The following is a 25,389-nucleotide window of genomic DNA, read 5'->3' as shown; positions in this document are numbered from 1 at the left end:
CGCCGAACCTATACTCTTCGATGCCGGGCGGAGCGGTTTTGTGCCCGCAGGAATGCTCGATTTTTTTCGCGGGGGTGCGAATGGCGGGTCCGGTTCCCCTCACGGCGGCCGATCCCACCCGGCTCGGCGGCTGGGAGCTGCTCGGCCGGATCGGCGCCGGCGGCCAGGGGGTGGTGTACCTCGGCAGGCCCGCGGCGCCGGGCCCCGGGCCCTCCCGCGTCGCCGTCAAGCTCCTGCACGCCCAGCTCGTCGGGGACGCGAACGCGCGGGAGCGGTTCGTCCGCGAGCTGGCGGTGCTGGAGCGGGTCGCCGGGTTCTGCACCGCGCAGATGCTCGCCGCCGACGTGGCGGGCGACCGCCCCTACATCGTCAGCGAGTACGTGCCGGGGCCCTCGCTGCGCGCCCTCGTCCGCGACGAGGGGCCGCGCACCGGCGCCGCCCTCGACCGGCTCGCGATCAGCTCGGTGACGGCGCTGTCGGCGATCCACCGCGCGAACGTCGTGCACCGCGACCTCAAGCCGCAGAACGTGCTGATGGGCCCGGACGGGCCGCGGGTGATCGACTTCGGGATCGCCCGCGCGTTCGACGCGGGCGCGACCATGACGAGCCAGGTCGTCGGCACGCCCGCCTACATGGCCCCCGAGCAGTTCACCGGGCGGGTCGGGCCGTCCGCCGACCTGTTCTCGTGGGCGAGCACCCTGCTGTTCGCCGCCACCGGCCGCGACCCGTTCGCGGGCGGCCCGCTGCCCGCGGTGATGTACCGGATCCTGCACGAGACGCCCGACCTCGGCGCCCTGCCCGGCCCGCTCGCCGAGGTCGCCGCCGCGTGCCTCGCCAAGGACCCGCAGGCCCGCCCCACCTCCGAGGACGTCCTGCTCTGGCTGCTCGGCGAGCGCGAGCGGCACGCCCGGCTGGAGATCCCCACCGAGCGCCTCGCCCCGCCGACGGCCCCGGCACCTAGGCCCGCCCCCGACGCCGTCCCCGCGCCGGAGGCGGCCGGCGGCGCGTTCGTCCAGGCGCCGGGGCCGCGGACGCCGCCACCACCCCCGCCCACACCGCAGGCGCCCACGCCGCACGCCCCGACTCCGACCGCGCCCGCGCCGACTCCGCCGGGTCCGATCACACCCGCGCCCGCTCCGGGCCCGCCGGCGTCCGCCGCGCAGGCGGGGCCGCGGCGGCTGCGGCGCGGCCCGGCGGTCGTTGCCGGCCTGCTCCTCGCCGGGCTGCTCGCCGCGCTGGACGTCGCCGCCCTCGCGATCCTGATCGCCCGGCCGTCCCTCAGCGAGGGCCACCGGGGCGGCCTGCTGCCCGTGGTGGCCTCGTCGTTCGCCGTCGTCGCGGTGGTCACCCTGGTCGGGGTGATCCTGGCGTGGCGCGGCAGCCGCCCCGCGGCGTGGACGGTGATGGCCGCCCGCGTCGCCCGCGTCGCGATGTGGGCGGCCTGGGGCGCGCTCGTCCAGATCCAGCCGTCCGCGCTGGCGGGCCACGCCGCCCTGACCGCCGTCGTGGTGGTCCTACTGGCGCGGGGCCTGTCCCGCCCCTCCCGCTGACGCCGTCACCGGTCTCCCGCGGCCCGCTCGGACCACTCCCCGAGGTCGCGCCGTTCGATGGCCGCGGCCATCAGGCCGGGGAAGGCGTCCGGCGTGCACGCGAACGCCGGGACGCCCATGGCGGCCAGCGCCGCCGCGTTGTCGTGGTCGTAGGCGGGCGCGCCCTCGTCCGACAGGGCGAGCAGCACGACGACCTGCACGCCCGCCGCCGTCAGGGTCGCGACCCGCTGCAGCATCTCGTCGCGGATCCCGCCCTCGTACAGGTCGCTGACCAGCACGAGGATCGTCTCGGCCGGCCGCGTCACCAGCCCCTGGCAGTACGCGACGGCCCGGTTGATGTCGGTGCCGCCGCCGAGCTGCGTGCCGAACAGCACCTCGACCGGGTCGTGGAGCTGGTCGGTGAGGTCGACCACGCTGGTGTCGAACACCACCAGCGACGTGCGCAGCGACCGCATCGACGCCAGCACCGCCCCGAACACGCTCGCGTACACCACCGAGGCCGCCATCGACCCGCTCTGGTCGATCGCGAGCACCACGTCCCGCTTGACGGCCTGCCGCCGCCTGCCGTACCCGATCAGCCGCTCCGGCACGAGCGTCCCCTGCTCGGGCAGGTAGTGGCGCAGGTTCGCGCGGATCGTGCGGTCCCAGTCGACGTCGGCGAGCCGCCTCGGGCGCAGCACCCGCGCGGACCGGTCGAGGGCCCCGCCGACGGCCGAGCGCGTCTTCTGCGCGAGCCGCCGCTCCAGGTCGCGGACGACCTTGCGGACCACCGCCCGCGCCGACTCCCGCGCCTTGTCGGGCAGCACCCGGTTCAGCGACAGCAGGGTCCCGACGAGGTGGACGTCCGGCTCGACGGCGTCCAGCATCTCCGGCTCCAGCAGCAGCCGGGTGAGGTCGAGGCGCTCGATCGCGTCCTTCTGCATCACCCTCACGACGCTCGACGGGAAGTACGTGCGGATGTCGCCGAGCCACCGGGCCACCGAAGGCGCCGAGTCGCCGAGCCCGGCGCCGCGCCGCCCGGGCCTGGGCCGCCCCTCGCCGCCGCCGGCCCCGTAGAGCCGCTCCAGCGCCCCGTCCATGCGGACGTCGTCCCCGGCCAGCGTCACCCCGGTCCCGTCGGCCTGGTCGCCGCCGAGGACCAGCCGCCAGCGCCGCAGCCGGTCGTCCGGGCTCTCGCCGCTCGCGTGCTCGTCGGTCACGGTCTCGTCGCTCACGAGGGCCTCTCCCATCCGAGGATCCGCAGGGCCGTGGCCGCCGCCGGCGCGGCCCGCGCCGCGTCCACGTCCTCCTCCGCCGGCCCGGCCCGCCCGGCGGGAGCGGCGCCGCGGCGGCGGAGCCGCTCGCCGATGGCCCGGCGCTCGGCGGCGGGATAGGCGCCGAAGGTGCGGCGCAGCAGGGGGAGGACGTCGGTGAACGAGTCGGCGGGCAGCCCGGAGATCCACTCGTCGACGAGCCGCAGGAGCGCCTCGTCGTGCATGAGGACGAGCCCGCCGCCGGCGAGGAAGCCCTCGACCCACGCGGCGGCGCGGTCGGGCGCGGCGCCGACGGACACGGCGCGCGCCATCCGGTCGGGGACGTCGTGCAGCCGCCCTGCGTCGAGCAGGAGGCGGGTCAGGCGGCCCTCGATGAGTCCGTGCAGGGTGTCCGGGCGGCCGAGCAGGCCCTCCAGGGTGCGGCGCCAGCGCTCGATGTGGCCCTCGTCGGCGAGCAGGGACAGGGCGCCGTGGACGGCGTCGACGTGCCCGAGGAACTCGCGGGCGGCGTCGTCGTCCAGGCCGGTGATCGCGGGCGGGAGACCGACGCAGACGCGGACGACGAGGCCGTCAAGCACCGTGCGCAGCGGGCCGGTGGAGGTGCCGCGGACGTCGCCGTAGCGCAGCGCGCGGACGAGCGCGGGCATCGCCGCCATCAGGTGCGCGACGTCGGCGTCCACCGCGGCGCGGTCGGCGAGGGCGCGCATGACCGCGGGGAGCGCCTCGCCGAGGTCGGCGAGCAGGCAGCGCTCGGCCACGGCGGTGAGGTCGGCGAGGGCGGTCGCGTCCTCGGCGGCCGCCTTGGCGCGGGCGGTGCTCGCGCCCCGCACGGTGGTGCCCCACGCGCCGGCCTCGATCAGCTCCACGTCGAACTCGGGCCGCCAGGCCAGCGTCCACGTCTCGCGGAACGTCCCCTTGGACCGGCTCTCGGACGGCACGCCCCAGTTCACGTCCAGCAGGCGGAGCCGGTGCAGCAGGCGGCTGCGCTCCAGATCGGTGGGCTTGCGGAGGTCGAGGTCCTGCTCCTTGTCGAGCGCGGACGGCCTGAGCCTCAGCCGCCGCTGCTCGGCCTGCAGATCGCGCTGCAGCGGCACCATCGGGGTCCGCTCCGGGACGGCGCCGAGCCGCTCCCCGACGACCATCCGGTCCTGGATGAGCCGGACCGGCAGCTCGGCGCCCTCGCACAGGACGGCCCGGGTCGCCTCGGTGACCTCGTCCAGCCCGGCGAGGGGGCGGCCGCGCAGCGCGGCGAGGGCCTCGGCGAGCCGGACGGCCTCGATCACGTGCGCGGAGGAGACGTGCAGGTCCTCCTCGCGCAGGACGCGGGCGGCGGCGGTCAGCCAGCGCTCGATCGGGCGGTCGCGGGCCGTGAACAGGTGGTGGTACCAGCCGGGGGAGCGCACGCCGGCGCCGTAGCCGGAGCGCCCCGCGAGCCGCCCGTGCGTCCACGGCACCCACGTGATCGCGACCTTCGTCTTCGGCAGGCCGCGCAGCGTCCTGTCGTCGTGGGCCGCCGGGACCCTGGCCCGCAGGGCGGGGACGTGCCACGCCCCGCACACGACCGCGACCCGGTCGAGCCCCTCCTTGAGGGCGCGGCGCACCGTCCGGCGCATGTGGGCCTCGCGCTGCGCCTCCCGCGGGGGAGGTTCGAGCTCGCCGCGCAGCTCCGCCATGGCCTCGCCGATGGCGGGGAAGGGCGACGGGCCGTCGTGGCGGTGCTCGACCACGTCGTCCCACCAGCGCTCGGCGTCGTCGTACCCGGCGGCCTTCGCCAGCCAGCCGAGCGGGTCGAGCCGGATCCCCTCCTCGGGCGGCTCCTCCTCCGCGGGGACGAGCTGGTTCGCGGCGGGCAGGTCGCAGAACCGGACCGGGACGCCCGCCGACAGCCCGTACCTGATCGCCTGCCATTCGGGGCTGAACTCGGCGAACGGCCAGAACGCGGCCCTGCGGTCGCCGTCGGCGGGGGCGGGGGAGTAGGCGAGCAGCGCGACCGGCGGCACCATCCCGGCCTCGCCCGCCAGCTCCACGATCGCGTCGGCCTCGGGCGGCCCCTCGATCAGCACCGCGTCCGGCTTGAAGTCCTCCAGCGCATCCCGCAGCGCGCGGGCCGACCCCGGCCCGTGGTGCCGGATGCCGAAGACTTCGACCTGGCTCAAGAGACCTCCCGGCAGGCGCGGTAGAAGTCGCGCCACTCGGGACGGTCCCGGACGACCGCCTCCAGGTACTCCTGCCACACGACGCGGTCGGACACCGGGTCCTGGACGACGGCGCCGACGATCCCGCCCGCCACGTCGGCGGCGCGCAGCACGCCGTCGCCGAAATGCGCCGCCAGGGCCAGCCCGCTGGTGATCACCGAGATGGCCTCGGCGGTGCTGAGCGTCCCGCTGGGCGACTTCAGCTTGGTGCGCCCGTCGGCCGTGGCGCCGGAGCGCAGCTCCCGGAACACCGTGACGACGCGCCGGATCTCCTCCAGGCCCGCCGGGCTCTCGGGCAGCTCCAGCCCGGCGCCGATCTGGTCGACGCGGCGCGCGACGATCTCGACCTCGTCCTCGACGGACTCCGGCAGCGGCAGCACGACCGTGTTGAACCGGCGGCGCAGCGCGCTGGACAGCTCGTTCACGCCGCGGTCGCGGTCGTTGGCGGTCGCGATGACCGTGAAGCCCTTGCGCGCCTGCACCTCGGTGTTCAGCTCGGGCACCGGCAGCGTCTTCTCCGACAGGACGGTGATGAGGGTGTCCTGGACGTCGGAGGGCATGCGGGTCAGCTCCTCGATGCGGGCGACCGCGCCGCGCCGCATCGCGCGCATCAGCGGGCTCTCCACCAGCGCCCGCTCCGAGGGGCCCTCGGCGAGCAGCCGCGCGTAGTTCCAGCCGTAGCGGATCGCCTCCTCCGCCGTGCCCGCCGTCCCCTGCACGAGCAGTGTGGAGTCGCCGCTGACCGCGGCGGCGAGATGCTCCGACACCCAGGTCTTCGCCGTGCCGGGGACGCCGAGCAGCAGCAGCGCCCGGTCGGTCGCGAGCGTCGCCACCGCGACCTCCATCAGCCGCCGCGGGCCCACGTACTTCGGGCTGATCAGCGTGCCGTCCGGCAGCTCGCCGCCGAGCAGGTACGTGGTGACCGCCCAGGGCGACAGCCGCCAGCCGGGCGGCCGCGGCCGGTCGTCGTGCTCGGCCAGCCGCGCCAGCTCGCCGGCGTGCTCCTGCTCGGCGTGCGGGCGCAGCACGGCGCCTGCGGTCGGCGCGGGCGAAGCGCCCCCGAGGCCCCCCGGGCCTGCCTCTTCGGTCACTGGTCGAGCTCCTTCAGCATCTCGTCGCGGAACAGCAGGGTCGCGATCAGGTCGGTGACGGCCTGCGGGGCGGCCGGTCCGAGTCCCGCCAGGCGGGCCGCGGCGGCCGGGTCGAGCCGCTGGTCGGCGAGCCGGCACAGCTGCGTGATCATCAGTTCGTCGCGGCGGGTGAGCCGCTCGGCGGACGCGGCCAGCGTCTCGACCACCGCCGCGGCGAGCGGCCCGGCCCACGGCCCGGGCACCCGTTCGAGGACCCGCAGCGGGCCCGACCGCCCCTCCACCCAGCGGAGCAGGTCGACCGCAGCCGGGTCGCGCTCCGGGCCGGGCAGGACGGACAGCAGGTCGGCGAGCTCCTCCGGCTCGTCCGCCATGACGCCGCCCCTGAGCAGGGCCCGCGCCCATTCGGTGTCGCGCTGGCCCAGGGCGGCGCGCGCCCAGCCGATGCGGACGTCCCGTCCGTCGGACTCGGAGACGGGCAGGCACACGATCTCCATGGGCGGCAGCCCGAACAGCTCCGCCCAGGTGGCCAGCGGGGTGCGGGCCAGGATCTCGCGCAGCCACGCGGCCCGCGTCCCGACCGGCGCGCCGCCGCCGCGCGGCGCGAACGACCCGCTCGGATGGAACGGGACGCCGTCGCGCGCCATGCCCTCGTCGTGGTCGTGCGGCGGCTCCACCCGGATCCACGTCTGCCTGCGGCCCCCGACCGTGCGCTCCTCGGCGGTCAGGCAGGCCCGTGCGCGCGCCGCCATGCGCTCCCCGTACGCCGAACCCGGCAAGCGGGCCAGCAGGTCGGACGCGATCTGCCGGACGTCCTTACCGCGGTCGTCCAAGGCCGTCTCAAGGAACTCCTCGTCGTCGAGGGACAGCCCATGCGCGAACGTGGCGATGAACGCGGCGCGATCGGGCGCGGGCTCCTTGGCCCATGTCTCCAGGAGGAGTTCTCGCGCGCGCTCCGGGTCGGTCTCGCGGAGCCCGGTCAGATAGGCGACCCGCCGGTTGCGGGTGCCGGTCTCCCACACCTCGGGGCCGCCGCCCGGATCGTCGCCCGACCCCACCAGGTAGGCCCAGTCGGTGTTCTGGAGGGCCAGCCACACCCCGCGCCTCCCGCACGCCCGCGCGATCGACGGCCGCAGCATCCGGTCACTGCGCCCCCGCTCCAGCAGGTCGGGAAGCGCCTGGGCGGGCACCCGCAGGCCCCGGGCGGCCGCCGCGTCCAGCCATTCGGGCAGCACCCGGATCTGCTCGCCGCCGAGGATCCGCCGCAGCCGCGCCGCGGCCGCCCTCGGCACCGCCGGGGCGTCCTCCACCGGGGCCGACGCCACGGGCTCGGGGCCCGCGCCCGACGGGACCAGGCCCGCCCGCCGCCGGACGGCCAGCAGCGCCGCCTGGTCGAGCAGCCGCCCCGCCTTGTCGGCGCCCTCGCCGGTGCCCTCGCCACCGTCGCCGGGCGCCTCCGCCAGGGCGGGCGGGTCGCGGCGCTCGGTGCCGAGCAGCGCGGCGGTGACGTGCTCGTCCCACGCCGTCACAGGATCACCGTCCCCTCGTCCTCGTGCCAGGCGGCCAGCGGGCGCAGGCCCAGCGGGCGCCACTCCCCGGCCAGCGTGACCGGCCCGCCCCCCGACAGGGCGAGCAGCCGCCACGGCTCGCCGATCCGGAGCGGCAGCGCGTCCCCGGCGTCGTCGACGACGTGCAGTTCTCCTCCTTCGGTGCGCGCCAGGCGGACCCTCTCCAGCGTCGCGGGCCAGCGGTCGAGCCACGGGTCGAGCGCGACGGCCGCGGCGTGCTCGTCCAGGAACCCCCGGACCGACGTCCCCGCGGGCGTGCCCGGCACGGCCGCCCCGTGCCGCTCGGCGACCAGGGCCCGCAGGGGCTGCGCGCCCGGGTAGAAGGCCAGCTCCGCGTCGACCTGCGTACCCACGACGAGCGAGGTGTCGAGGGTGGTGCCCGGCGCGGCGAAGGACAGCACGAGCGCGGGCCGCCCCGTCCGGTTCCCGCGCAGCCACACCCGCCGCGTGGTGAGCAGCTCCTGCGCGGTGTCGCGCGACCCCGTCACCGACCACACGTCCCGGACGCGCTCCCCGCCGGACAGCACCTCCTCCTGCGGGACGGTGAACCCCACCCGCGAGCGGACGGTCGCGCGCAGCCCCTCGGGCAGCTCCTCCTGCCGCTGGTAGGCGCGGACGAGCAGCCGCAGCAGCGCGTACTCCTCCAGCAGCCGGCCGGGCCAGCCCGGCCGGCGCGGGATCGCGGCGAGGCCCCTGACCTGCCCCGCGAGCGCTCCCGCCTGCGCGTCGACCAGGCGCCGCGCCGCGTCGTCCCACAGCCGGTAGGGGGCCTTCTCCGCCTGGGCGAGGCCGTGCGCGACCTGGTCGCGGAGCCACTGGTCGAGCTCGGCGAGCCCGTCGTCGACCCGCCTGGCCCGCCGCTCCACCGTCCTCGGATCGCGGGCCTTGGCCGCCGACGCCGCCCGCCGCCCGGCCGTCCTGCCGGCCCGCTCCTGGCGGTCCTCCATCCACTCGGCCACCCACCCCGGCCGCACCCCGACCTCGGCTGTGTCACTTGCGGGGGGTGCCGGGATGAGGCCGTCCGCCCATAGGAGGAGCAGCGCCAGAGCGTGCTTGCACGGGAACTTGCGGCTCGGGCACGTGCACCGGAACGCGGGGCCGGTCAGGTCGGCGCACGTCCGGTAGACGGACTTGCCGCTGCCCTGGCAGTCGCCCCAGACCGCCTCGTCGTCGCACCCCGTGCGCGCCCACTTGGCGGGCTTGGCGACGCCGCCCGCCGCCTTGGCGGACGACGCGTCGGGCGCGAGCCCGAGCACCTGCTCACGAGACCACCGATCCCTCACACAGCCGAAACTATCCGCGCCCTCGGACAGTCGGGGACGGGCGGCGCCGGCCGCGCGTCAGCCCGTCCCGCCGAAGCCGGGCGGGGTCGGGAGGTCGGGCATGGAGACGTCCGGGACGAGCAGGGCGCCGCCCGCCAGCAGGGCGAGCAGGGCGGTGGCCGCGAACAGGCCCACCCACGCGAGTCCGGGGACGCCGGTGAGGTGGGCGAGCTGGTCGGCGTCGGAGCTCGGCGCCATGTGCCGGGCCCGCATCCGCTGCAGCTCGATCACCGGGCGGGTGGCGGCCAGCAGCAGGAACCAGGCGGCCAGATAGGCGAACCCGGCCTGCACCGTGGCGCTGCCCAGCCACGACACCGCGAAGATGACCGCGCCCGTGGCGATCACCGACAGCGCGCCGTAGGCGTTGCGGATCATGACGAGCATCCCGGCGAGCAGGGCCAGCGAGAACCACAGCATCAGCGTGATGCGGCCGTCGGCGAGGAGCAGCGCGAACAGCAGCCCGAGCAGCGGCGGCGTCAGGTACCCGGCCATCGCCGTGAAGATCATGCCGGGGCCGTGCGGCTTGCCGCGCGAGACCGTGACGCCCGAGGTGTCGGAGTGCAGCTTGATGCCGTCCAGCTTGCGGCCGGTGACCAGCGCGATGAGCGCGTGCCCGCCCTCGTGCGCGATCGTGACGGTGTTGCGCGCCACCCGCCAGGTCGGGCCGTGGACCACCGAGGCGAGCGCCACGAGGCCGACGAGGGCCACCAGCCACCACGGGGGATCCGGCTGCGTACCCGTCACCCGGTGCCACAGGTCGGCGATGCTCACGTTTTCCACGTCCACCTCGGAGTCGTCGTCGCGATGCCCAACATTAGGACGTCACGGATAACGTTCGCGTTCGGTTCTCAGACCCACGGACAGGGGCATGGCACCCCCGCCGGGCGGATGTGATCGATGTCATGGCGCATCCCCCGTAACGCGGCGTACCGGCACCGGACCACCAGGCCGATCTTCGCCATCTCGTTCCGAGGCGCCCCGCAATGCCGTTATGGTGCCCTTCGCGCCCCGGGTCCGCGGCTCCCGCGCCCGGCGCGCCGAGAGGGTGAGCGGGGATTGAACGGGGACCGATCCTCCGCGCGGACCAGGGGCCCGCGCGGTCTTTTCCGAAACTTCCGGCGTGACAGGCTGACGGGCCAGATCGCGGCCGGGCTGGTCGGCGTGCTCGGCGTGAGCGCGCTCGTCTACGGGGTGGGCACCGCGAGCGCGCGGTACCACGTCTCCGACGTGGGGGCCTGGCTGAGCGCGAGCGCGAAGGGCCTGGTCGTGCACGCCAACGGGCTGGCCGGCAAGGTCGACGGCAAGGCCGCGGTGGTGCCGCAGATGCGCGGCCACCGCATCAAGGTCGTCCAGGACGGGACGACGGTGCTGCTGGTCGACGAGGACACCGGCGTCGTCAGCCGGATCGACCCCTCCCAACTCAAGATCACCGGGAGCCGGCGGGTCGGCGGGCCGGGCCTGCAGGTGCTCTCCGGCGCCGGCGCCGCCTACACGGTCGACCTGCTCAAGGGCGCCGTCCAGCAGATCGACCCGCTGAGCCTGGCGCCGGTCGGCGGGCCCGCGGCCCTCACCGCGCCGCTCGGGCAGGCGGGCATCGACGCGGACGGCGCGCTGTGGGTGCCCGTCCCGCAGACCGGCCAGGTGGTCCCGTTCCGGTCCGGCCGCCAGGGCGAGCCCGTCGCGGCCGGGAAGGCCGGCGACCGCCTCGCGCTGACGATCGCCGCCGGCGCGCCCGTGGTCGTCGACAGCACGTCCGCGACCGCGCTGATCGTCCGCCCCGAGGGCACCCGGCGGATCAACCTGCCGGCGCCCGTCACGCGGGCCGCGAACGGCCTCAAGACCCCGGCGGTCGCCGACGGGCAGATCGTCCCGATGCTCGGCGCGGGCGGCGCCCTGTACCTGCTGGACACCGGCGTCGGACGGGTCGACTCGGTGGCCCTGCGCGTGCCGGACCACGCCTTCGAGCCCCCGAGCGTCCTCGGGCGGCGCGTCTACCTGCCCGACCGGACGTCCGGCCGCCTGCTGGTCTTCAACACCGAGCGCAACGCCTGGGAGCGGCCGATCACGGCCACCCGGCCCGGCGGCGCGATCGAGGTCCTCGTCCGCGACCACATGCTGTGGGTGAACGACCCCGACGGCCCCACCGCGCTCGCGTTCGGCCCGGACGGCGGCATGAAGCGCATCAAGAAGTACGAGGACAAGGTCCCCGGAAGCGCGCGGCGCCCGCTGCCCGTCCAGGCGAACCCGGGAGGCGGCCAGGGCAACCGCAACGGCGGCGGCGGGGGGACCGGCGGCTCCAACGCCGTGCCGCCGCCGGGCAGGCCCGCCAAGCCGCCGGTCAAGAGGGACCCCGCCGCGCCCGACCCGCCCACGCCCGCCGCGTCCGGCGACAACGGCTCGGTCCGGGTCCGGTTCACGGCGGCCGCGCAGCCGCCGGGCGTCTACCCGGTGAGCCGGTTCGTCCTGCTCGGCCGGGACGGCAGGCCCGTCGCGAACGCGAGCCCCGCGCGGTTCCCCGGCTCCAGCCAGGGCGGTACGTTCACGGTCGGCGGCCTGACCTGCGACACGACCACCTACCTCTACAAGGTGGCCGCCGAGTACAAGGGGAAGGGCGGCAAGACCGCCTACAGCGAGTCCAGCCCGGTCGGCGCCACCGCCTGCACCGCCCCCGGCCCCCCGACCAGCCTCACCGCGAGGCCGGTCAACCACGGCGCGGACCTCAGTTGGGCCCCCTCGTCCGGCTACGACGTCACCTACGACGTCGCCTGGGACACCGGATCCGGCTCGACCAAGGCCACCTCGCACCAGGTCAGGAACCTCGCCAACGCGAGGACGTACACGCTGAAGGTGACCGCCCGCAACGGAGCCGGGTCGTCAACGGCCGTGAGCGCCACCGCGGATCTCAACCCGGACGCGCACGCCAGGAGCTATCCGGGCCACAACAACGACAACACCAACACGTGGCTGCACAGCGGCCCGGGGACGGGCGCGCCGCGCGACGGCCAGTTCCCCAAGGGCTTCACGGGCCAGGTGAAGGTGTACTGCCAGCAGCGGGCCGACTCGGTCCGGGACGCGAACGACCCCAGCCTGGTCAGCAGCGTCTGGGACAAGATCGAATACGGCGGCCGGACGCGCTGGGTGAGCGACCTCTACGTGAACACCCCCGGCTCGAACGCGGGGACGTTCTCCTCCACGCTCTGGGAGTGCACCTGATGACTGAGAACCCCGGAATGGACGCGGACGCGCTGGCCGGGCGGTTCGCGCAGATGTTCGCGGCGCTGGCGGGCAACATCGAGCGGGTCGTGCGCGGCAAGCGGGAGAAGGTGGAGCTGGCGCTGATCTGCCTGCTGGCCGAGGGGCACCTCCTCGTCGAGGACGTCCCGGGCGTCGGCAAGACGACCCTGGCGCGGGCGATGTCGGCGTCCGTGGAGGCCAAGTGGGCGCGCATCCAGTTCACGCCCGACCTGCTGCCGAGCGACATCACCGGCGTGTCGATCTTCAACCAGGGGACGAGCGCGTTCGAGTTCCACCCCGGCCCGATCTTCGCGAACCTGGTCGTCGCCGACGAGATCAACCGCGGCTCGCCCAAGACGCAGTCGGCGCTGCTGGAGGTCATGGAGGAGCGCCGGGTCACGGTCGAGGGGGTGCCGCACCCGGTGCCGCGCCCGTTCATGGTGATCGCCACGCAGAACCCGGTCGACATGGACGGCACCTACCCGCTGCCGGAGGCGCAGCTCGACCGGTTCCTGATGCGGATCTCCATGGGCTACCCCGACCACCAGGCCGAGGTCGCGCTGCTCGCCGGAGCCCCGACCGGGGCGATGCTCGACCAGATGCCGCCGGTGATGGGCCGCGAGGACCTCGCCCGGATGATCGACTTCGCGCAGCGGCTGCACGTCGCGCCGCCGCTGCACGACTACCTCGTGCGGGTCGTCTCGGCAACCCGCGGGCACCCCGACCTGCGGCTCGGCGCGAGCCCGCGGGCCAGCATCGCGCTGCTGCGCGCCGCGCGGGTGCGGGCGGCGGCGGCCGGGCGCTCCTACATCGTCCCGGAGGACGTGAAGGCGCTGGCGGTCCCGGTCATCGCGCACCGGCTGATCGTCACGCCGGAGGCCGAGCTGCGCGGGCGCTCGGGCGCCGACGTGGTCGCCGAGGCGCTGGGCGGCGTCCCGACGCCGCAGGCCGCCGGGGTGTGACGTGCTGACGCCGCTCGGGTGGGGGACGGCGGCCGTCTCGGTCCCGCTGTACGCGGCGGGCTGGTGGCTCGGCTACCCCGAGCCCGCCGTGCTGGCCGTCGCCGGGCTCGCCGCCGTGGGGGCGGCGGCGCTGTGGACGCTGCCGCGCCCGAAGCTGGAGGTCCGCCGGGAGATCGCGCCGACGCGGGTGGAGCGCGGCCGGCCCGCGGTCGGCGTCCTGCACGTGACGAACAAGGGGCGCGGCGTCCGCGGGCTCAGCGCCGAGGACGCGGCGGGGGCGACCCCGGTGGCGGTCGACGTCCCGCGGCTGCGGTCCGGCGGCACGCGCACCGTGACCTACCGGCTGCCGACGGCCCGGCGCGGCGAGATCCCGGTGGGGCCGCTGCGGCTGGTGCGCGCCGACCCGCTCCGGCTGGCCCGGCGGGTGCGGGAGTACGGCACGCCGCAGATCCTGCTCGTCCGGCCGAGGACGGTGCGGCTGGGGCTGCTGCCGTCCGGCCGCGCCCACCACCTGGAGGGCCCGACCAGCGACCGGTCACCGGCGGGGACGGCGACGTTCCACGCGCTGCGCGAGTACGTCATCGGCGACGAGCTGCGGCACATCCACTGGAAGTCGTCGGCCCGCACCGGGACGCTGATGGTCCGCCAGCTCGTGGACGCCAGCCTGCCGACGACGACGGTCGTGCTGGAGGCGCGCCCCGGCTCGTGGCCGGAGCCCGACGACTTCGAGCTGGCCGTGGACGCGGCGGCGTCGGTCGCGGTCGGCGCGGCGTCGGCGAGCTTCCCCGTCCGGATCCTGACCGGCGACGGCCAGGTGGCCGACACGCGGGGCGGGCCGGACGACGTGGAGGTCCTCCTCGACCGGCTCACCTCCGTCCAGACGCAGGAGGGGCCGCGCTCGGCCGTGGACGCGGTCCGCCGCGTGCGCGCGGGCGGCTCCCTCGTCGTCATCACCCCGGACGACGCCGAGCTCGGGCGCGTCGCGGCCGTCCGCGGCCGCTTCGACCGGATCGTCGTGCTGCGGGTCAGGCCGTCCGCGCCCGCGGCGGCGCCGCCCGGCGTCCAGGTCGTCGACTTCGCCGACCTGGACGCGCTGGCGGAGGCGTGGCGGCGGCTGGGGAGCGCGCGGTGACGCGGTACGCCTCGACCGCGGTGACGGCGTGCCTGGCCGCGGTCGCCGGGCTGGCGTTCCAGCGGGTCTTCGGGCTCGGGCCGGTCGTGCCCGTCGCCGCCGTCGCGGCGGTCGTGCCGACCCTGCTGTGCGGGCTGCTGTCGGGGCCGCGCAAGGACAAGGGCCCGTGGCCGCTGTGGATCTCGCTGGTGCTGACGGTCGTGGCCTGGGCGGGGACGGTCTCGGTCACCGTCCTGCGCCCCGCCCTCGGCGACGGGACGCTGCCGCAGGCGGTGCGCGAGGGCGTGCTCGGCTCGTGGAAGTCGATCCTGACCACGCTGCTGCCCGCCCCCGCGAAGCCGGAGTACCTCGTCCTGGTCCACGTGGTGGTGTGGCTGGCGGCGTTCGCGGCGGCGGAGCTGGCGCTGCGCACGCCGCTGCGCGCCCTGCCCTGCGTGCCCGCCCTCGGCGTGTGGGCGGTCGCGCTGCTGCTCGGGGTGGACGGGCCCGGGTCCAACCTGCCGCTCGCCGCCGCGACCGTCGTGCTCGTCGCCGTGCTCGTCCTTGTCCGCGCGGACGGTCCGGGCGCGGGCGCCGCGTGGCGGCCCCTCGCGATCGGCGTGCCCGCCGCGGCCGTCCTCGGGGCGCTGGCGTTCGCCGCCGGATTCGTCGTCCCCGTCAGCGCGGAGCCGTACAACCCGCGCGAGCAGGTGCAGGCACCGCCGCCGCAGCAGCGCGACAGCGTCAGCCCGCTGGACCGCGTCGGCGGCTGGCTGCTCAGCCCCGACCAGGTGATGTTCACGGTCCGGGCGCGGCGCGGCGAGATCGAGCGGCTCGCCGTGCTGGACCGGTTCGACGGGGTGACGTGGTCGTCCACGGCGCGGTTCGTCCCGACCGGGAGCCGCGTGCCGCAGGGACCGGACCCGGACCGCGAGCACGAGGTCGCGCAGCACATCACGATCCGCGACCTGCCGGGCGTGTGGGTGCCCGCCGCCGACCGGCCGCGGGAGGTCGCCGGGCTGCCCGTCGTCGTCGACCCCGCCAGCGGCGCGCTGGCCGCGGCGCAGCCGCTGCGCCCCGGGCAGACCTACCGCGTCGAGTCGGTCGTCCCGGAATGGACCGCCGACGACCTCGCCGGAGCGGAGGTGGCGGTCGACGCCGAGGCGAGGGCGGCGCGCGACCTGCCGTGGGGGCCGGGCGCGAAGGAGCCGCCCGTCCAGCTCGCCGAGTTCCGCAGGTTCGCCCAGGCCGCGACGCGGGGCGCGGTGTCGCCCATCCAGAAGGCCGCGATGCTCGCCGAGTACCTCAAGCGCTACGCCCGGTACGACGTCACCGCACCGCCCGGCCACAGCTACCGGCAGCTCGACTACTTCCTGGGCGAGGGCAGGCGCGGCACGCCCGAGCACTTCGCGACCGCCTACGCCCTGCTGGCCCGGACGCTCGGCCTGCCGTCCCGCGTCATCGTGGGCTTCGACGGCGGCGCCCGCGCGGGCGACACCGTCCAGGTCCGCTCCGGGGACGTGATGGTGTGGCCCGAGATCAAGTTCGACCGGCTCGGCTGGATCCGGTTCAACCCGCTCCCCGACAGTGCGCGCCGGTCCAAGAACAACGACTCCGTCGCGGCGGGGGAGACCGAGCAGAAGCTGGAGCAGGCGCAGAAGAACGCGGCCTCGCAGCAGCGCGGCCAAGGACCGGGCGACACGCCGCAGAAGGGTCCGCGGAAGGCGCCCGCCGCCGCTGACCCGCCCACCCCGTGGTGGGTGTTCGCGTCGACGGCGGTGGGCGCGCTCGTCCTCGGCTACCTGTGCGCCGTCCTCATCGCCCCCGCGCTGCGGAGGCGGCGCCGCCGGGCCGGACCGCCCGCCGCCCGCATCACCGGCGCCTGGCACCAGGCGCTCGACCACCTCGCCGACGTCGGCCTGGCCACGGCCAGGACGCTGACCGCGCACGAGGTCGCCCGCTTCGGCGCGTCCGCCGTCGGCGACGACGCCCACGGCCACCTCGGGCCGCTCGCCGACCTCGTCGACCGCAGCCGCTTCGCCGCGTCCCGGCCGGACGAGGCCGCCGCCGACCGGGCCTGGCGGCACACCGACGAGCTCGGCCGCCTCGTCACCGCCAGGGCGGGGCGGCTGCGCCGGCTCCGGCGCCGCCTGCACCCCCGGTCCCTGCGGGACAGGGCGCCGCGAGACGGGGCGCCGGAGAACGGGTCGCCGGAGGAGGGCTCGCCGCGCCCCGAGCGGGCCGTCAGGACGCGGGCACGCTGACCGCGATCTCGCCGCCGAGCACCGCGCCCGTCTCCAGCTCCAGGTCGTCGCCGCTCCAGAACCGGCCCGGGTCGAACCAGTTCGGGCGGCGCCCCTTCGGCAGCAGCCCCATCGACTGGTACGTCACCGCGACGATCTCGGCGCAGAACGCCGTCTCCAGGTTCGCGTCCCGCTCGGCCGGCCGCTGGATCGGCACCCGCCCGCGCAGCCACCGCGTCGCCAGCTTCGACGTCGAGGGGAACGGCGTGCCGTCCAGCCGCGCCACCGCACGCAGCGCCGCGTCCTCCATCGCCCGCGTCGGCGGCGGTTCGAGCTGCCGCAGCCAGGCCCGCTGACCGTAGCGGTTCCCCCAGGCCAGCACGGCGTCGCGCAGGTCGTGCAGCTGCGCGCCGCGGTGGTGCCCGCCCGTCCACATGTCGCGCAGCGAGCGGCCGAGCTCCGCGTGCCACATCAGCGGCGGCAGGTCGTCGATCACCAGCGCCATGCCGACGTGGTTCACGGGGCTGTTGGTCGTCATCTGGATGGCGCGGTCGGCGACCGTCCGGCCGCGGAACAGCCACACGTCCCCGGTGCGGGTCAGCTCGACGGCCTCGGCGAGGGAGATGCTCGTACCCGACATGATCGCTACGGTAGCCGTATGCGCACGTCGAGAGGGTCCGCCCTGGGGAAAGCAGCCCGTCTGGTGAAGGCGTCCGACCTCTGGAAGGCGCCGAACCTCTGGAAGGCGCTGGGCGTCGCCGGGTTCATCGGCGTCGCCGCGACCGGGGCCGTGATCGTGCGGTCCGAGCGCCGCCGCCGGGCCTACACGCCCGAGGAGATCCGGGAGCGCCTCCACGAGCGGCTGGAGGAGCCGCAGGGGGAGCGGTCATGACGGTGCGCGCCGTCCGCCCGCCCGGCCCGGACGACCTGGACCGCGCCTGGCGGGCCGTGTCCGCCGAGCTCGCGCCCACGCCGCTGGTCCCGTCGGGCCTGGCGCCCGGCGCCCTGCTGAAGCTGGAGACGTTCCAGCCGATCGGCGCGTTCAAGGTGCGGGGCGCGCTCGCGGCCGTCGCCGCGCTCCCGCCGGGGGAGCCGGCCGTCACGGCGAGCGCGGGCAACCACGGGCTCGGCATGGGGTACGCCGCCGCGAAGGCGGGCGCGGACGTCACCGTCGTGGTCTCCACCCGGGCGTCGCAGGTCAAGGTCGACCGGATCGGCGCGTTCCCGGTGCGGCTCGTCCTGCACGGGACGACCTACGACGAGGCCGAGGCGTACGCGATGACGCTGCCCGGCCACTACGTCTCGCCCTACAACGACCCGGCGGTCATCGCGGGGCAGGGCACCATCGGGCGCGAACTCGACCGGCAGGCGGAGGGCCCGCTCACGGTCGTCGCGCCGGTCGGCGGCGGCGGGCTGGTCGCCGGCCTGTGCCTGTGGGCGCGCGAGCGCGGCGACGTGCGGGTCGTTGGCGTGGAGTCGGCGGTGTCGCGGGGCGTGTCGGCGTCGGTGGCGGCCGGCCGCGTGGTCGAGGTCGAGGTCGGCGAGACGTTCGCCGACGGCCTGCCCGGCAACCTCGAACCCGGCTGCGTCACCCCCGAGGTGATCGGCGGCACGGCCGAGCTGACGTCCGTCACCGACGAGCAGATCCGGACGGCGCTGCGCTGGCTGTTCCACGAGCACGGGCTCGTCGCCGAGGGCGCGGGCGCGGCGGCGGTCGCCGCCGTCCTCGCCGGGAAGGTCGAGCTCACCGGCCGCCCCGTGGTGGTCGTCTCCGGCCGCAACATCACCGTTCCCGCGTACATCGCCGCCCTCGGCGGGCGCTGAGCGGCGGCGTTCCCGCGAACCCCCGGCGCCGGTGGGACACGAGCGGCTACGGTGTCCGGTGCGAAGAGGTGGGTGATTTCAGGACATGTCTGGCCTGGGAGTTCTGTTCAGGCGTGACCGGCTGACGGGACAGGTCGCCGTCGGGCTCACCGGCGTGCTCGTCATCGCCGCCGTCGTGTACGGGGTGGGCGTCGCGAGCGCCAAGTACCGGATCTCCGACGTCGGCGCCTGGCTCACCGCGCGGGGCAAGGGCATCGTCGTGCACGCCAACGGGCCGGCCGCCAAGGTGGACGGCAAGGCCGCACTGCCTCCGCAGATGCGCGGCCACAACATCAAGGTCGTCCAGGACGGCGCCACCGTGCTGCTCGTCGACCAGGACACCGGCGTGGTCAGCCGGCTCGACCCCTCCCAGCTGGACGTCGGCGCCAGCCGCCCGCTCGGCCAGGGCATCCAGGTCCTCGCGGACGCCGGGAAGGCGTACACGGTCGACTCCGTCAAGGGCGTCCTCCAGCAGATCGACCCGGTCGGCCTGACCCCGGTCGGCGCGCCTGCGACGCTGCCGCCCGTCCTCGGGCAGGCGGGCATCGACGCGCGCGGCGCCCTGTGGGTGCCGGTGGCGGGCAACGGGCAGGTCGCCGCGTTCAAGGACGGCCGGACGCAGCCGCCGGTGAAGGTCGGCGGGGCGGGCGACGACCTCGCGCTCACCATCGCCGCGGGCGACCCGGTCGTCGTGAACTCCACGGCCGCCACCGCCACGGTCGTCAAGCCGTCCGGGACGCCGCTGACCGTGGCCCTGCCGGCGACCGTCAGGCAGGCGGGCCGCGGCGGCGTGCTCGCCCCGCCCGCCACCGAGGGCAAGACGGTCCCGCTGCTGGTGCCCGGCACCGGGTCGCTGGTGACCGTCGACACCGACACCGGGCGGTACTCCAGCACGCGGCTCGCCATGCCGAAGCACCGGTACCGGCCCCCGCAGATGCTCGGGCCGAAGGTCTACATCCCCGACGAGACGGCCGGGGCCCTGCTCGTGTACGACTCGGCGGGCAACCGGTTCGAGACGCCGGTCCCGGTCACCGGGCGGCCCGCCAGGCTGGACGTCTTCGTCCGCGACGGGCTGCTGTGGGCGAACGACCCGGCGGGGCCGCGCGCCGTCGTGATCGACGGGCAGGGCGGCCGCAAGGGCATCGACAAGTACCGGGACAGGGTCGCGGGCGGCCCCGGGCGGCGCACCCTCCCGCAGCCCGGCGGCGGCGCCCCGCCGAGCACCGCCCCGCAGGACCCGCGCCGCCCGCGCCCAGGCGAGCCGCCGACCCCGCCGCTGAACGTGTCGGTCACCCCGGGGGCGGGCACGATGCGGATCGACTTCCAGCCGTCCCAGGGCGACGGCGTCCTCGGGTACGCGCTGAAGGACGTCCCGCCCGGCCTCGCGGCGAGCCCGTCCGCGATCCCGCCGGGCGCCGGGCCGTTCACGTTCACCGTCCGGGGCGGGGACTGCGGCCGCGAGTACCGCTTCCGCGTGGCCGTCCGCTACCGCGACGCCCGCGGCCGGACCCGCGAGCAGGTGTCGGCGCCCAGCGACCCCGCGCGCCCGTGCGTGACGCCGGGCGCGCCCACCGGCCTCGCCGCGCAGGCCACCGCGTCCGGGACGAAGGTCTCCTGGACGGCCCCGCCCGGCGCGTCCGCCTACCGGGTCGCCTGGGACGGCCCCGTCAAGGGCGCCACGACGGTGACCGCCGCGGCGGGCTCGGCGATGTCCACGACGCTCGGCAACGTCTGGACGAACGGGTCCTACACCTTCAAGGTCGCCGCCGTGAACGGCGCGGGCACCGGCACGGCGGCCTCCCTCGCCACCAGGCTCACCGGCCCCGCGGCCAAGTACCCGGTCGAGCGCAACGGGAACTCCAACGCCTACATCCGGAACATCCCCGACGCCGACAACGGCACGGTCGTCGCCACCATGAACAACAACAACGGCGAACTCGTCGTCGTGAACTGCCAGAAGAAGGGCGCCTACTACCAGCACCCGAATGCCGCGAGCCTCGCCGGCGACATGTACGCCAACATCACGTGGAGCGGCAAGACCGGCTACATCATCGGCTACCTGGTCAACACGCCGGGCGACTGGAAGAGCTTCGCGGGCCCCGCGGTCTGGACGTGCGAGCCCTGACCCGCCGCCCGGCGGGCGCCGGTACGGCTAGGCCCGCTTCTTCGTCCTGCCGACGCAGGCGGGAGCGGACCAGGCCACGTCCGGCGCCCGGCCCGGGTTGAGGCGCAGCACCGCCCCGACCTTGAAGCAGTAGGCCGTTTTCGGCCGCAGGCCCGGCATGGTCGCCGAGCGCGAGCCCGCCTTGACCGCCACGATCGGCTTGGTCCCGGCGGGCTGCTGCTGGACGAGCAGCGGCAGCTCGCGCGCGGCCGGCGGCAGCGTCCACAGCAGCACCGCCCTCTGACCGGCCGGCCGCGCGACCACCTTGCGCGGCCGCGCCGCCGCGAGCTGCGCGGCCGTGATCGGCACCTGCGGGTCCTGGGTGGCCTGCCCCTGCGGGACGGTCTGGGACGGCGGCGTCGACCCCGTGGCGGTCCCGCCCCCGCCGTCGCCGCCGCCGGACAGCACGAGCGCTCCGACGCCGAGGGACACCCCGCCGACGAGCGCGATCCCGGCCGCGACGATGAGGCCTCGGCGGGGCCCGTCGTGCGGACGGTCCTGGGTGATCTGGTGCGGGCTTGCGTGCGGGGTTGTGTGCGGTGACGTGTGCGGTGAGGTGTGGGAGCCGCTCGCGCGCTGGTCGCCCGCCTGGGGCGCCTGGGGCCAGGCGGGCTCGGGCGCCGGACGCGGGCCGTCCTTGGGGAGGAGGGCGTCCGGGGTCTGCGGCGGGACGGCGTTAGGCGCCCACGGCGACGGCGACGGCGACGGCGGCGGTTCGGGCGCGGCGACGGGCGCCGGAGCCTGCCGCGCCGCGGCCGGCGGGGACGGTGACTGCGTGGACGGCGACTGCGCGGTCGGCGCCCACTCCGGCACGAGCGGCGGGCCGGAGACGTCCGGGAAGGACGGGCGCGGGCCGGCGTCCGGCCCGGGCGCGGCGCCGCGGCTGCTGTGCGCCACGTCCGTCACCGGCAGCCCCAGCTCGGCCTGCACGCGCTGGAGCGCCTGCGCGAACTCCACGGCGCTCGCGAACCGCTGCTCGGAAGTCTTGGCCATCGAGCGCGCGATGACGTCGGCGACCTGCCGGGGGACGTCGGAGCGGGGGACGGGCGGCGGCGGGTCGTTGAGGATCCGCAGCATCAGCAGGGCGATGCCCTCGCCGGGCGGCCCCTTGAACGCGGGGTGCCCGGCGAGCAGCTGGTAGAGCGTCGAGCCGAGCGAGTAGAGGTCGGACCCGACGCCCGGCTGCCGGCCCTCCAGGATCTCGGGGGCGGCGTGGTGCGGCGTGAACGCCTGGGTGTGGGTGGCGTCGAAGCTGTCGACCAGGCGGGCGATGCCGAAGTCGGCGAGGGCGGGCTCCCCGTACCGCGACAGCAGCACGTTCTGCGGCTTGACGTCCCGGTGCAGGACGTCGGTCTCGTGGGTGGCGGCCAGCGCGCCGGCCATCTTCACGCCGATCCGCAGCACCTCGGCGACCGGCAGCGGCCCCTCTCGCGCGAGCCGGTCGGTGAGCGCGCCGTGCTCGAAGTACTCCATCGCGATGTAGGGGCGCCCGGACCGGGTGGTGCCGGTGTCCAGCACGGTCACGATGTTCGGATGCCCGGAGAGCCGCCCGGTGATCTTGCATTCGCGCTGGAACCGCCGCATCGCCGCGTCGTCGACCGCGCTGACCGACAGGACCTTCAGCGCGACCATCCGGTCCAGGCGCTCCTGGTGGGCGCGGTAGACGATGCTGAAGCCGCCCTCGCCGACCTGCTCCAGCACCCGGTAGCCCGGAACGTCCTCGGTCATGGGTGGGGGGATCCCTCTCGCTTGCTCGTCTCGTCCGGGGCGCGGCGGGGGCGCGATCGTTCGATGCCGTGCGGCCCGGGGCGGTTCCCCCCCGGGGGCAACAGCGTAGTACGGGGAGGAAACGGGCGCGGGTGCTCTCGCCGGGAAGGCCCGGCCCGACCGCCGTCCGGCACCCTCGGGGGAAATGAGATGACATTTCCATTGCCCCGGTTAATCGTTGTGCCAATTGCACTCCGGCAGCGGCCCTCTTCGCCCTAACCTCGGGATTCGCGACGAAGGAACTGCCCCAGAGGGAGTGGCCCGCCGTGACGGACGAAGTCATGACAAATCCGCACGAGGAAACACCGCCATCCGAAACGGCTTATGGTGATCTTGTGCGGATGGCGTATTTCGTTCTGCCGGGGCGGGGAAAGCGCGTCTACCGGCTGGCGATCGCCCGCCGGATCGTGGACTCCACCGCGCGCGGCGCCCGCGACCGCTCGGCCGCCGGGCACGCCCGCCGCCGCACCCGGGTGCTGCGCCGGGCGCTGCGCCCGTCCCGCCGGCTCCAGATCGGGCTCGGCCCGTGGCTGCGCGCGCTGCCCGCCCGGCTGCCCGACCCCGCGCTGACCGCGGCGCTGTCCCGGCTCGACCCGCACGTGCGCGTCGCCTACGTCCTGCGGAACGTGGAGGGGATGCCCCGCTACGCCGTCCGGGACCAGCTGATCGAGCTGCGGGTGCGCGACCCCTTGCCGGTGATCCGCGCCGCCGAGGCCGTCGAGGTGCCGGTGCCCCGCCGCGCCGACCGGTTCGAGCCGGCGCTGCTGCGCCCCGTCCGCACCCGCTCGGTGCTCCCGTTCGCGGCCGCGGTCGTCCTCACCGCCGCGCTGGTCGGCGCGCTGCTCACCACCGAGCGGGAGGGCGCGCGCGAGGCGTCCGCCCGCGGCCTGAGCCTCGCCGCCGCGGCGCCGGACGCCTGGACGCGCGGCGCCCGCTCCCTCGACGTCTGGCCCGCCCGCGGCGACCTCGCCGGCGACCGGGCCTTCACCCGGCGCGCCGCCGACGCCTGGGCGGCCGCGCCCGGGGGCCGCCGCCCTGACAGCGGCGCCGCGCAGCTCCTGTACGCCGGCCGGGTGGACGGCGCGCCCCTCGCGGTGATGCGCAGCGGCGGCCGCCTCGCCCGCTACGCCTCCGGCCGCGTCGACGTGGCGGCGATCGGCACCGACCCGTCCGCGCCGATCGCCCTCGGCGGCGGCCGCTACCTCCTCGCGCCCTGGGACGCCCGGCCGGAGACCTTCGCCGGACGGCGGCTCGCCACGTCCGGCGGCGTGACGGACCCGGTCCGCCCCGGCACCGGCTGCGGCCGGGGCCCGCTCTTCCACCTCGGCTCGCGGACGGTCGGCGACCTCGGCGGCGCGCGCGCCGCCGTCCTCGGCCACCGCGCGCCGGACCGGCGCCCGGGAGGGCAGGACCGCCCCGCCGTCCTGGGCCGCACCGCCCGGTCGTTCTGGAAGAAGCTGGCCTGCGCGCTGCCCGCGGCGTCCCGGCCCATCTCGGCGGCGATGGCGTTCGACTTCTGGTCGGGGACGCTGCCGCACGGCGGACGGCACGCCGACTGGGCCTGCACCCGGTTCGCCTACGCCGACGGCGGCGCCGCCGCCTTCGCGACCCTGCTCGCGGCGGAGGGCCGGGCGACGGGCGCCTGCGACGTCCAGCGGCCGGTGAGCGGGACGTGGTGGCGCGCGCCGTCGGGCCGCTGGTACTACCTGGCGGCGGCGGGGCGCGGTCTCGTCCCGCACGCCGAGGGGGCCCGGCGGCCGGTGACCCGCGACCGCCTCCTCGTCGCCGGCGGCGCCCCCGGTACCCCCGTCACCCTGACCGCCCGTTAGGGCGGGCCGGTCAGCATCCGCTTACCCTGATCGGGCACACTTGAGGGGAACCGAACCAGATTCAGGGAGTCGCAGATGGGCAAGGGGCCGCTCTCCGGAGTACGCGTGATCGAACTGGCCGGGATCGGGCCGGGGCCGTTCGCCGCGATGCTGCTGGCCGACCTCGGCGCCGACGTGATCCGCGTCGACCGGGCGTCCGCCGTCCGGGACGGCGAGACCGCCGGCGGCACCGACTTCACCAACCGCGGCAAGCGGTCGATCGCCGTCGACCTCAAGAGCGAGGGCGGCAGGGAGGTCGTCCTGCGCCTGGTGGAGAAGTCCGACGTCCTGATCGAGGGGTTCCGCCCCGGCGTCACCGAGCGCCTCGGCATCGGCCCGGACGACTGCCTGGCCCGCAACCCCCGCCTCGTCTACGGGCGGATGACCGGCTGGGGGCAGGAGGGGCCGCTGTCGCACACCGCGGGCCACGACGTCGGCTACATCGCGATCACCGGCGCCCTGCACGCCATCGGCCGCGCCGGCGGCCCGCCCCAGGTCCCGATGAACCTGCTCGGCGACTTCGCGGGCGGCAGCATGTACCTCGTCACCGGCGTCCTTGCGGCCCTGCTCGAGACGCGGGCGAGCGGGCGCGGCCAGGTCGTCGACGCCGCCATCGTGGACGGCACCGCCCACCTGTCCACCTTCATCCACGGCTTCCTCGCGGGCGGCATCTGGGAGGACCGCCGCGGCGTCAACATGCTCGACACCGGCGCCCCCTGGTACGACGTCTACGAGACCTCCGACGGCCGCCACATGGCGGTCGGCGCCATCGAGCCGCAGTTCTACGCCGAGTTCCTCCGCCGCCTCGGCCTCGACGGGGATGACGACCTCCCCGCCCAGTACGACCGCGAGCGCTGGCCCGCCATGCGCGAGCGCTTCGCCGCCGCCTTCCGCACGAAGACCCGCGACGAGTGGACGGAGGTGTTCGTCCCCAGCGACGCCTGCGTGGCCCCCGTCCTGTCGCTGGCCGAGGCCGCCGAGCACCCGTACAACACCTCCCGCGAGGTCTTCCCCGAACTCGCCGGCCACCGCCAGCCCGCCCCGGCCCCCCGCTTCTCCCGGACCTCCACCGAGACAGACGGCGTCCCCGTCCTCCCCGGCGGCCAGACCAGGGCCGTCCTGGACGACCTCGGCTTCGACGACGCCGAGGCCCTCCTCAAGGAAGGCGCCGTCGCTCAGGCGTGACCGCCTCGGTGGCCGT

At 76.2% G+C, this 25,389-nt stretch carries 18 protein-coding genes; 10 read left to right on the top strand and 8 right to left on the bottom strand.

What is annotated here, in order from left to right; all coding sequences use genetic code 11:
• Positions 1-80 precede the first annotated feature (80 nt).
• On the top strand, positions 81-1,550 hold the full coding sequence (locus AB0C21_RS30740; protein ID WP_500208905.1) for a serine/threonine-protein kinase: 1,470 nt from the start codon (positions 81-83) through the stop codon (positions 1,548-1,550).
• Positions 1,551-1,555: 5 nt separating this feature from the next.
• Here AB0C21_RS30740 and AB0C21_RS30735 read toward each other — a convergent pair whose 3' ends face one another.
• The 6 genes from AB0C21_RS30735 to AB0C21_RS30710 are packed head-to-tail and all read right to left on the bottom strand — an operon-like array spanning position 1,556 to position 9,756.
• Entirely contained in the window at positions 1,556-2,779 is a 1,224-nt protein-coding gene (locus AB0C21_RS30735) for a VWA domain-containing protein (protein ID WP_500208902.1), read from the bottom strand.
• Positions 2,761-4,959: a DUF5682 family protein gene (locus tag AB0C21_RS30730; protein ID WP_500208901.1), complete on the bottom strand. Its 2,199-nt coding sequence runs from the start codon at positions 4,957-4,959 to the stop codon at positions 2,761-2,763. Before AB0C21_RS30730 ends, AB0C21_RS30735 begins: the two co-directional genes overlap by 19 nt.
• Positions 4,956-6,089 carry an ATP-binding protein gene (locus AB0C21_RS30725; RefSeq protein WP_500208899.1) on the bottom strand — a complete coding sequence of 378 codons (1,134 nt, stop codon included), beginning with the start codon at positions 6,087-6,089 and terminating at the stop codon, positions 4,956-4,958. Before AB0C21_RS30725 ends, AB0C21_RS30730 begins: the two co-directional genes overlap by 4 nt.
• Complete coding sequence (locus AB0C21_RS30720) at positions 6,086-7,615, bottom strand: DUF5691 domain-containing protein (RefSeq protein ID WP_500208897.1); 1,530 nt, start codon at positions 7,613-7,615, stop codon at positions 6,086-6,088. Before AB0C21_RS30720 ends, AB0C21_RS30725 begins: the two co-directional genes overlap by 4 nt.
• Positions 7,612-8,937: an SWIM zinc finger family protein gene (locus tag AB0C21_RS30715; RefSeq protein ID WP_500208895.1), complete on the bottom strand. Its 1,326-nt coding sequence runs from the start codon at positions 8,935-8,937 to the stop codon at positions 7,612-7,614. Before AB0C21_RS30715 ends, AB0C21_RS30720 begins: the two co-directional genes overlap by 4 nt.
• Before the next feature lie 57 nt (positions 8,938-8,994).
• A complete protein-coding gene (locus AB0C21_RS30710; protein ID WP_149263669.1) occupies positions 8,995-9,756 on the bottom strand; it encodes a M50 family metallopeptidase in 762 nt (253 codons plus the stop codon).
• A gap of 390 nt (positions 9,757-10,146) precedes the next feature.
• Between AB0C21_RS30710 and AB0C21_RS30705 the strand changes: the two genes are divergently transcribed.
• The 4 genes from AB0C21_RS30705 to AB0C21_RS30690 are packed head-to-tail and all read left to right on the top strand — an operon-like array spanning position 10,147 to position 16,547.
• Positions 10,147-12,189: a fibronectin type III domain-containing protein gene (locus tag AB0C21_RS30705; RefSeq protein WP_500208893.1), complete on the top strand. Its 2,043-nt coding sequence runs from the start codon at positions 10,147-10,149 to the stop codon at positions 12,187-12,189.
• Positions 12,189-13,172 (top strand): AAA family ATPase, encoded by a 984-nt coding sequence (locus tag AB0C21_RS30700; protein ID WP_500208891.1) that lies wholly within the window; start codon positions 12,189-12,191, stop codon positions 13,170-13,172. The genes AB0C21_RS30705 and AB0C21_RS30700 overlap by 1 nt, the downstream gene beginning before the upstream one ends.
• A gap of 1 nt (position 13,173) precedes the next feature.
• Positions 13,174-14,304 carry a DUF58 domain-containing protein gene (locus AB0C21_RS30695; protein WP_500208889.1) on the top strand — a complete coding sequence of 377 codons (1,131 nt, stop codon included), beginning with the start codon at positions 13,174-13,176 and terminating at the stop codon, positions 14,302-14,304.
• Positions 14,301-16,547: a transglutaminase TgpA family protein gene (locus AB0C21_RS30690; RefSeq protein ID WP_500208887.1), complete on the top strand. Its 2,247-nt coding sequence runs from the start codon at positions 14,301-14,303 to the stop codon at positions 16,545-16,547. Before AB0C21_RS30695 ends, AB0C21_RS30690 begins: the two co-directional genes overlap by 4 nt.
• Here the strand turns inward: AB0C21_RS30690 and AB0C21_RS30685 are convergent.
• Complete coding sequence (locus AB0C21_RS30685; RefSeq protein ID WP_500208885.1) at positions 16,528-17,166, bottom strand: hypothetical protein; 639 nt, start codon at positions 17,164-17,166, stop codon at positions 16,528-16,530. The genes AB0C21_RS30690 and AB0C21_RS30685 overlap by 20 nt on opposite strands.
• Positions 17,167-17,184: 18 nt before the next feature.
• Here AB0C21_RS30685 and AB0C21_RS30680 point away from each other — a divergent pair, with 18 nt between their 5' ends.
• The 3 genes from AB0C21_RS30680 (at position 17,185) to AB0C21_RS30670 (ending at position 20,514) form a co-directional block, all read left to right on the top strand.
• Entirely contained in the window at positions 17,185-17,418 is a 234-nt protein-coding gene (locus AB0C21_RS30680) for a hypothetical protein (RefSeq protein ID WP_200842328.1), read from the top strand.
• Entirely contained in the window at positions 17,415-18,350 is a 936-nt protein-coding gene (locus AB0C21_RS30675) for a threonine ammonia-lyase (RefSeq protein ID WP_500208883.1), read from the top strand. The genes AB0C21_RS30680 and AB0C21_RS30675 overlap by 4 nt, the downstream gene beginning before the upstream one ends.
• Positions 18,351-18,435: 85 nt before the next feature.
• Positions 18,436-20,514 carry a fibronectin type III domain-containing protein gene (locus tag AB0C21_RS30670; protein ID WP_500208881.1) on the top strand — a complete coding sequence of 693 codons (2,079 nt, stop codon included), beginning with the start codon at positions 18,436-18,438 and terminating at the stop codon, positions 20,512-20,514.
• Between the two features lie 27 nt (positions 20,515-20,541).
• Here the strand turns inward: AB0C21_RS30670 and AB0C21_RS30665 are convergent, their stop codons facing one another.
• Positions 20,542-22,281 (bottom strand): serine/threonine-protein kinase, encoded by a 1,740-nt coding sequence (locus tag AB0C21_RS30665; RefSeq protein WP_500208880.1) that lies wholly within the window; start codon positions 22,279-22,281, stop codon positions 20,542-20,544.
• Positions 22,282-22,661: 380 nt separating this feature from the next.
• Here AB0C21_RS30665 and AB0C21_RS30660 point away from each other — a divergent pair, with 380 nt between their 5' ends.
• Together AB0C21_RS30660 and AB0C21_RS30655 are read left to right on the top strand one after the other, a co-directional pair.
• Positions 22,662-24,149 carry a hypothetical protein gene (locus tag AB0C21_RS30660; RefSeq protein ID WP_500208879.1) on the top strand — a complete coding sequence of 496 codons (1,488 nt, stop codon included), beginning with the start codon at positions 22,662-22,664 and terminating at the stop codon, positions 24,147-24,149.
• A gap of 75 nt (positions 24,150-24,224) precedes the next feature.
• Positions 24,225-25,373 (top strand): CaiB/BaiF CoA transferase family protein, encoded by a 1,149-nt coding sequence (locus AB0C21_RS30655; protein WP_500208878.1) that lies wholly within the window; start codon positions 24,225-24,227, stop codon positions 25,371-25,373.
• The last annotated feature ends 16 nt before the right edge of the window (positions 25,374-25,389 follow it).

Source organism: Spirillospora sp. NPDC049024 (assembly GCF_040649235.1).
Lineage (GTDB): Bacteria > Actinomycetota > Actinomycetes > Streptosporangiales > Streptosporangiaceae > Spirillospora.
The sequence above is the reverse complement of the archived record's forward strand: the minus strand, read 5'-3'. Positions and strand labels throughout refer to the sequence as shown.

Excerpts from the sequence above, each read along its gene's own strand:
- AB0C21_RS30740 (WP_500208905.1), top strand. The coding sequence starts at position 81 with ATGGCGGGTCCGGTTCCCCTCACGGCGGCCGATCCCACCCGGCTCGGC.
- AB0C21_RS30735 (WP_500208902.1), bottom strand. The coding sequence starts at position 2,779 with ATGGGAGAGGCCCTCGTGAGCGACGAGACCGTGACCGACGAGCACGCG.
- AB0C21_RS30700 (WP_500208891.1), top strand. The coding sequence starts at position 12,189 with ATGACTGAGAACCCCGGAATGGACGCGGACGCGCTGGCCGGGCGGTTC.
- AB0C21_RS30685 (WP_500208885.1), bottom strand. The coding sequence starts at position 17,166 with ATGTCGGGTACGAGCATCTCCCTCGCCGAGGCCGTCGAGCTGACCCGC.
- AB0C21_RS30680 (WP_200842328.1), top strand. The coding sequence starts at position 17,185 with ATGCGCACGTCGAGAGGGTCCGCCCTGGGGAAAGCAGCCCGTCTGGTG.
- AB0C21_RS30675 (WP_500208883.1), top strand. The coding sequence starts at position 17,415 with ATGACGGTGCGCGCCGTCCGCCCGCCCGGCCCGGACGACCTGGACCGC.
- AB0C21_RS30670 (WP_500208881.1), top strand. The coding sequence starts at position 18,436 with ATGTCTGGCCTGGGAGTTCTGTTCAGGCGTGACCGGCTGACGGGACAG.
- AB0C21_RS30665 (WP_500208880.1), bottom strand. The coding sequence starts at position 22,281 with ATGACCGAGGACGTTCCGGGCTACCGGGTGCTGGAGCAGGTCGGCGAG.
- AB0C21_RS30660 (WP_500208879.1), top strand. The coding sequence starts at position 22,662 with ATGGCGTATTTCGTTCTGCCGGGGCGGGGAAAGCGCGTCTACCGGCTG.
- AB0C21_RS30655 (WP_500208878.1), top strand. The coding sequence starts at position 24,225 with ATGGGCAAGGGGCCGCTCTCCGGAGTACGCGTGATCGAACTGGCCGGG.